The sequence below is a fragment of the Fulvivirga sp. genome, from assembly GCF_040220315.1.
In the GTDB taxonomy this organism is placed as follows: domain Bacteria; phylum Bacteroidota; class Bacteroidia; order Cytophagales; family Cyclobacteriaceae; genus Fulvivirga.
Window position 1 is genome coordinate 1 of sequence record NZ_JAVJUY010000136.1, and the last position, 7,070, is coordinate 7,070.

Genomic DNA, 7,070 nt, shown 5'->3' on the forward strand with positions numbered 1-7,070 from the left:
AAGGAATAATGCCTTTGAAGCTATTCAAACGAAGAATGCTTCTATTGATTTTAATCTTTAAGTTCTAACTGTTGAGCCTTACCATTTATTAACTCAATATAAGCTTCTTTCATCTCATCATTTAAAAAGCTAAGACTAACGAAAGCAGCCCATTTTGGAACTAGTTTCTTATACTTTTTGAAAATGTTTTCTATTACCTTTTCATCAAGGCCAGCACTTGCCATGGCTATTTCAAAATCTTTCTTTTTTAATTTTCTTTTCTTGCCATTTAAATTAAGCGCTAGTTCTTCATCATCTCCTTCAACCACAAGTTCTGAAGCAAGAAGATCATAGGCCGAACATAAGTTATACTCCGAATCTCTCTTGAGCAATGAAAAATTCTTTAGATGCATATCGTTATTCCCAGTAAGAAAACTGAATAATACTAATTCAAAGAAGTCCGTTACATTCAACCCAGGATTGGCAGCATACTTCTGTATGGCTTTAGCTATTTGTTCATATGATCCTTTGTACTTGTGTTCGGTTAGGCGCTCTGTCAGTTGGCACATGTCTTCCATATGAAACTTTTTACCTTTATTCCGATCTATCCTTTTGGTGATATAAGCTAATTGCCCAGATTTTAATCTTATTAAAGAATGTTCAACCGTCTTTATTTTGCTCATTTCGGCCAGGTGCATTGTTAAATCTTCAATTTCTGGCAGATGCTTAAAAGTAGTCGTTTGAGGTTTTAAGATATATTCACCCCATAACCCTACAATTGTAAATCGTTCAGTAGTTGAGGAGTTTTCTGAGAGTCCGAGTGATAACTTAGGTTGAACACCAGTTACCGTTTTTTGACTTTTAATCACTTGTTCAGCGAGCTCCAGAATTTCATCCTCAGTAAAATCTAACTCTGGTGGAACAATACTGCCAAAGAATTTCTTACTACATTTTTCGTGATAGCCTTTTGAGCCAGCTTTAGTTTTTAACTCATCTGTATCGATTTCTTTATAGCAATAAAGGCACTTAGTTTTCATTATCTTCGGATTGTATTGAAACTGCTCCTATGCAATCATGGCATGTTTTTAATAGTATGCTCATTCTGTCTCTGGGGTTGAGCTTCCAGTTTTTCTGTGCTATATCTAATAACCAACCTTCAGGTATTAGGCCATCAAAAAAGGGAAAAAGGAATTGGCTATGATAGCTCTCACTAGATAGTGGAAGTGTTAGACTAATGGGTTCCGAATCCTTTTGCTCCAAATAGGATGCGTCATAGTGAAAGTGGTAGCCATTCTCATCTTCCGTTAATACTCCCGCTAACTCGTTGTGCATGTAAACCTTAGCTTTCTTCATGTCTTTCTGTTGGTACTGGCCCTAATTGATAGCCAAATAGTGATAAAACCTGGTTGACTTTATCAACCATTAACGATTTCTTACCTTGCTCCAAATCTCTAACAAAACGTAGTCCTACACCCGCTTTGAAAGAAAGGTCTTCCTGAGTTAATCCGAGACTTTTACGTTTCTGTTTAACAAACTGACTTAAATTTTCCATACCATATTATACCCAATCGGGTATAAAGGTAATAATAATTCCGTAATTATACCTTATCGGGTATAAAATTGTTGAATTTATTGAAATTATACCCGTACTGATATAATTAATAGCAAATTAAACGGAAATGTACCCGAAAGGGTATAATTAAATTCTATAACTGGTTAAATGAAATGATAGAATCTCCCAGTGATTTCATTATATGTAATTAGATATAAAAAGAATTAAAACTGAATAATTATATGCATTTAAATATAATTAGTTAACAGTTTGAGCAAATAAAACCAATAAGCCTCCTATTGCTATCCCCTCATACTTTTTGTAACTTGTTGTCTTCTGAAAGAGCCACTATGAAAAAATTAGTACTCAGCCTCCTTGCTTTAGTCATTAACCTAACAAGGTTAATTGCTCAAAATAAACTGTCAAAACTCAAATCAAACTTTTCCAGATATCATGATTAAAGTTATGAAGTGCCAATTAGGTATTAAAAGCATCTACTTCAACCACCTCACCAGGTTTTAATTCACCAAGTAGTATCGCGCCAATACGCACTCTTATTAACCGAACGGTAGGATAACCAACTGCTGCCGTCATTTTACGCACCTGCCTGAACTTCCCTTCTATAATGGTGATACTTATCCAACTTGTAGGCCTGTGTTTCTGAACAGGAACGTCTTCCAATTTTGGTGGGTTTGGCAGTTGCTCTACTTTGCAAGGAAGGGTAACGTACTTTTTACCTTCAAATCCAATTTCTACACCTTGAGACAGCTTAGTTATAGCCTCACCTGTTATTTCACCATCAACTTCAGCATAATACTCCTTCTCAACTTCCTTACTTCTTACTCTTTCACTTTCATTTCCATCAGTGGTTAATAACAATAATCCTTCTGATTTTTCATCCAACCTTCCTATAGCCATCAGTCCCTCGGGGAAGTCATAAAGCTCGCCCAGCAACTTTTTGTTCTTGCGCCTGTTCTGATTGTTCACAAACTGCGACAGATAACCAAAGGGTTTATTTAAAATAAAGTGACGATGCCGGGCCAAAAGATTGCTTTTATACGAGCGGTTATTATGAGTTAAAAATAAGCCTTAAATTGATAAATTATTATTTGAATCAAACGAATCTAAATCATACAAGATGTTAAAAGTTCAACTCAAATCAGCCTTTATATTCCTACTGAGTACTCTACTTACCATAGACATTCATGCACAATCCGTAAATGATGTGCACAAAGAAGCAGCCAAAGGATTGAAACTCCGCGAGATTGGCCCAGCGTTAATGGGTGGTAGAATTGCCGACATTGCGGTTGATCCCAATAACAAAAGCCTTTGGTATGTAGCTGTTGGCTCAGGCAATGTTTGGAAAACCACCAACAGCGGCACGACATGGAAGCCCATTTTTGATGATCAGGCATCGTATTCTATCGGTTGTGTAACCATCGATCCTAACAATTCCAACACGATTTGGGTAGGCACAGGAGAAAATGTGAGTGGCCGACATGTGGGTTGGGGCGATGGTGTATATAAAAGTACGGATGCCGGAAAAACCTGGCAAAATATGGGGCTGAAGAACTCAGAACACATCGGTAAAATAGTAATTGATCCTCGAATTAGTGATGTAATTATGGTAGCTGCCGAGGGCGCTCTATGGTCAAGTGGTGGCGAGCGAGGCTTGTACAAAAGTATAGATGGCGGCAAATCCTGGAAGTTGGCGCTTAAAATCGATGAAAATACTGGAGTAACAGATATTGAATTTGATCCCTCAAACCCTGATGTGGTTTATGCAGCTGCTTATCAGCGAAGAAGACATACCTGGTCGTTATTAGCAGGCGGACCAAAATCAGGCATTTATAAATCTGTGGACAATGGTTATACCTGGAAGCAGGTAAAAATGGGTTTACCTTCCGGTGATATGGGGAAAATAGGCTTGGCGGTTACGGCAGCCAACCCGAATAGAGTATTTGCCACCATAGAAGCCAATGGTGAAGAACGAGGTTTTTACCGCTCAGATGATAAAGGCGAAAGCTGGAGTAAAATGAACAGCTACATCTCTGGTGGAACGGGTCCTCATTATTATCAGGAAATTGAGGCATCACAAAGCAATCCGGATTTGGTGTATCAAATGGACGTGTTTTTACATGTAACACGCGATGGTGGAAAAACATTTGATTACCTGACCAATGGTAGAACAAAACACAGCGATAATCATGCAATGTGGATCGATCCAGATAACGGAAATCATTTAATAGCCGGAACAGATGGCGGCCTGTATGAGTCGTTTGATGAAGGGTTAACGTGGAGGCATTTTGGTAATCTACCTATTTCTCAATTTTATAAAGCTGCACTGGACAATGCCGAGCCATTCTACAATGTGGTAGTGGGTGCGCAGGACTTAGGCACGTTAATCGGGCCATCCAGAACTATGAATGGCGAAGGTATTAGAAATCAGGATTGGTATGTGCCTTTGGGGGCTGATGGGTATGACTGTGCCGTAGACCCCAAAGATCCGAATACGGTATACATGGAAATCCAGAACGGATTGTTGTTTAGGTTAGATAGAAAAACGGAGGAGGTGTTGATGATTCAACCTCAGCCGGAACCAAACGACCCACCGGAAAGATACAACTGGGATAGCCCTGTACTGATTAGTCCGCACGATAATAAAACCTTGTATTTTGGCTCGCAGCGTGTTTGGAAAAGTACCGATAGAGGTAATTCCTGGACGGCCATCAGTGGCGATTTAACCACCAACAAAAACAGGTACGAGCTAAAAATGATGGACAATGTACCAAGTGTTGACGCATTGTATGATAATGGTGCCATGTCCAAGTTTGCCACACTTACTTCAATTTCTGAATCACCGATAACAAAAGGTTTGATTTACACAGGATCTGATGATGGATTGATTCAGGTGAGTGAAGATGATGGCCAGAGCTGGCGCAAAGCCCAGAATTTGCCAAAGGTGCCTGAGCTGTCTTTCATCAATGATGTTGAAGCCTCCAAGCACGATGCAAATGTTGTGTTTGCTTCAGCCGATGCGCATAAAATAGGTGATTACACTACTTATCTTTTTGTCAGTTCCAACAAAGGAAAGTCATGGCTGTCTATCAATGGTGATTTGCCAGCCAATACAATTGTCTGGTCCATCAAACAAGACCATATAGATAAAAACTTACTGTTCATTGGTACAGAGTACGGCATTTATTACTCACCAAACAAAGGAACTAACTGGATAAAATTAGGAAACGGTGTGCCTACCATTCCGTTCAGGGATATTGAAATTCATGAAAGAGATAACGACTTAGTGGGAGCTTCTTTTGGTAGGGGTGTTTTTGTATTGGATGATTATTCAGCCTTACGGGAAGCTGCAAAAGGAGCTAGTTCCAATGCACTATTTCCTGTCCGTGATGCATGGTGGTATGTGCCGAGTACGCCCTATCAAGCAACAGGTATGCCGTCACAAGGCTCATCGAGTTTTAGAACCCCGAACCCCGATTTTGGTGCTTTGCTGACCTATTATATTGCTGATGTGCCAAAGACATCAAAAGCCAAGCGTGAGGAAAAAGAGAAGAGTTTAAATGAACAAGGAGCGAATATACCGTTTCCAGGATGGGCGACATTGAAGTCTGAATCATTGGAAAGTGAACCAAAAGTAATGCTTCTGATTAGTGATGCTGAAGGCAACGCAGTGCGATGGTTAAATGGAACCGCTAAAAAAGGGGTGCATAGAATTAACTGGGATTTAAGAATGCCAGCTCCAGATCCTATCAGTTTATCGCAGCCCGCTTTTGTGCCACCATGGGCGGGTTCACCTGAAGGTCCGATGGTAGCACCGGGCAACTATAGTGCGCAGCTTTATATCGTAGAAAATGGAAATTTAACGGCTCAGGGTTCTGCGCAGAAGTTTATGGTTAAACCAACGCCAAACGTAAAAGCAGATGTTAACTATGCGGAGTATGCAGCATTTACCAAAAAGACGAGCGAATTATCAAGAAAACTCGGAGCCGCAGGAAACAAACTGGGTGAAGTAAGTACGAAACTGAGGCATATGGAGGCTGCCATAGCTCAAACGCCAAGCTTAAATCCAGAGTTTTTCAAAACGTTAAAAACGCTTAATAATAAACATGCCGAGCTGAGAGATAAACTTTACGGAGATGCAATAAGGCAGGGGAAAGATGAACCTACTACACCATCCATCGGAACTAACGTGTGGAACGTAGTATACGGCCATTGGAGTACGACAAAATTACCCACTGAAACTCAAAAGAAGAGCATTGAATCAGGCACTCAGGCTTTAGCTGCCTTTGTGAAGGAGTTTGAAACGTATGCCAATGAGTTGGCAGCATTTGAAGTTTCTTTGGAGGATGCTGGTGCACCTTATACTCCGGGGAGGGGATTGGAGTAGTCTGTAGTTAGGTTGCTGCTTTAGGTTAATTTGATGCGTCAATTGCCTGCAGACGGGGAGGACTTAAATGTTGCTCAGAGGTGATGATATTTGTTTGACAAACTACGGACTCATTGTTTAATCTAGTATTTTACCTAAAGACTTCTGTTTATTAGATAAGTTCTTAGCTTAAGTAATTCAGGCTTCTTTTCCTTGAGTCTTTGGCCGGTTGTAGTCGCTGTTTTAATGTCTTTTAATTTAGGAAAGTGGATCTTTCCTTTGGAAAGTGAATACATCCAGAATAGATCCAAATAATTTATGATGATATTAAATTTTTCTGAAAATCCTGTTTCTTGTATTTCAAACCCAAGCCGTTGTGCAGTTCTTTCACTAAAGAAATAGGAGCTTCCTCGTATTTCTATAGTTTCAGGTATCACATTATTTTCAAGTTCATTAATTACCTCCAACAACCCATCCAGATAATAGATGAGCAGTTTACTTTGCCACGCTGAACCTTTACTTTTTCTTTTAAAGAAAAACAGGTAATCGAAAGAAGTGCCGTTGTGTAAATCATACTTGCTTGTACTCGGAGAATAAACCAATAACATGGGAGATAGGTATTTATATGCCCCGGTCAACTTCATAATGGGAGATATTAAAAACTGTGCGACTGGAGTGATCAGAAATAGTAAAAGAATTGCCAAAAGGTTAATCTGTATCAGTTCAAGCCAATAGTAAAAAATGATTCCTACTACTAATAGCATTATTAGAGCTACAGTCCACTGAAAGAATTTTTTTTGCTCGTAAAATCTGTTCATTTGAAGTCGTTATCTCAAGCTACTTATTGATATAATACGTATCTCGGTGGCTTAATTCCATTCAATCGCATATAAACAAGCATTTGAGCTCTATGATGGGTTATATGATCGGTAAGGAGTAATAAAATTTGCCTTTTCGTTCTATTAGCACCGAAATAGTCTAGTCTGTCATCTAACCGATTTGTATTAAAATTTGAAATGAATTCAATCGTAGTATCAAAGGTCTCATCAATTTTGTCAATCATTTCCTGTTTTGATTTTTAGTCCACCTTTAACTCTGTATCTGTTTCCCAGTCTCTGGCTTCTCGTCCACCCATAAGCTACTGGCTATGCCAGT

General features: G+C 39.3%; 7 protein-coding genes. 1 reads left to right on the forward strand and 6 read right to left on the reverse strand.

Going from position 1 to position 7,070, the window contains the following annotated elements:
- Nucleotides 1-50: 50 nt before the first annotated feature.
- The 4 genes from RLO81_RS06400 to RLO81_RS06415 form a co-directional block, all read right to left on the reverse strand.
- Nucleotides 51-1,016, reverse strand: a complete 966-nt coding sequence (locus RLO81_RS06400) for a HipA domain-containing protein (protein WP_350108872.1) — start codon at nucleotides 1,014-1,016, stop codon at nucleotides 51-53.
- Nucleotides 1,006-1,332 carry a HipA N-terminal domain-containing protein gene (locus RLO81_RS06405; RefSeq protein ID WP_350108875.1) on the reverse strand — a complete coding sequence of 109 codons (327 nt, stop codon included), beginning with the start codon at nucleotides 1,330-1,332 and terminating at the stop codon, nucleotides 1,006-1,008. Before RLO81_RS06405 ends, RLO81_RS06400 begins: the two co-directional genes overlap by 11 nt.
- The gene (locus RLO81_RS06410; RefSeq protein ID WP_350108878.1) at nucleotides 1,319-1,531 is read right to left on the reverse strand and encodes a helix-turn-helix transcriptional regulator; all 213 of its coding nucleotides are present in this window, start codon (nucleotides 1,529-1,531) and stop codon (nucleotides 1,319-1,321) included. The genes RLO81_RS06405 and RLO81_RS06410 overlap by 14 nt, the downstream gene beginning before the upstream one ends.
- A gap of 477 nt (nucleotides 1,532-2,008) precedes the next feature.
- Complete coding sequence (locus tag RLO81_RS06415) at nucleotides 2,009-2,575, reverse strand: pseudouridine synthase (RefSeq protein WP_350108881.1); 567 nt, start codon at nucleotides 2,573-2,575, stop codon at nucleotides 2,009-2,011.
- A 94-nt stretch (nucleotides 2,576-2,669) separates the two neighbouring features.
- Here RLO81_RS06415 and RLO81_RS06420 point away from each other — a divergent pair, with 94 nt between their 5' ends.
- Nucleotides 2,670-5,936 (forward strand): beta propeller repeat protein, encoded by a 3,267-nt coding sequence (locus RLO81_RS06420; RefSeq protein ID WP_350108884.1) that lies wholly within the window; start codon nucleotides 2,670-2,672, stop codon nucleotides 5,934-5,936.
- Nucleotides 5,937-6,070: 134 nt separating this feature from the next.
- On the opposite strand, the gene RLO81_RS06425 is transcribed toward RLO81_RS06420, so the two are convergent.
- Nucleotides 6,071-6,733, reverse strand: a complete 663-nt coding sequence (locus RLO81_RS06425) for a hypothetical protein (RefSeq protein WP_350108887.1) — start codon at nucleotides 6,731-6,733, stop codon at nucleotides 6,071-6,073.
- 23 nt (nucleotides 6,734-6,756) lie between these two features.
- Nucleotides 6,757-6,978 carry a DinB family protein gene (locus RLO81_RS06430; RefSeq protein ID WP_350108890.1) on the reverse strand — a complete coding sequence of 74 codons (222 nt, stop codon included), beginning with the start codon at nucleotides 6,976-6,978 and terminating at the stop codon, nucleotides 6,757-6,759.
- Nucleotides 6,979-7,070 lie beyond the last annotated feature (92 nt).

Bases quoted from the DNA above. Each gene is read 5' to 3' on its own strand.
- RLO81_RS06405 (WP_350108875.1), bottom strand. From the start codon at position 1,332: ATGAAGAAAGCTAAGGTTTACATGCACAACGAGTTAGCGGGAGTATTA.
- RLO81_RS06430 (WP_350108890.1), bottom strand. From the start codon at position 6,978: ATGATTGACAAAATTGATGAGACCTTTGATACTACGATTGAATTCATT.
- RLO81_RS06400 (WP_350108872.1), bottom strand. From the start codon at position 1,016: ATGAAAACTAAGTGCCTTTATTGCTATAAAGAAATCGATACAGATGAG.
- RLO81_RS06410 (WP_350108878.1), bottom strand. From the start codon at position 1,531: ATGGAAAATTTAAGTCAGTTTGTTAAACAGAAACGTAAAAGTCTCGGA.
- RLO81_RS06425 (WP_350108887.1), bottom strand. From the start codon at position 6,733: ATGAACAGATTTTACGAGCAAAAAAAATTCTTTCAGTGGACTGTAGCT.
- RLO81_RS06420 (WP_350108884.1), top strand. From the start codon at position 2,670: ATGTTAAAAGTTCAACTCAAATCAGCCTTTATATTCCTACTGAGTACT.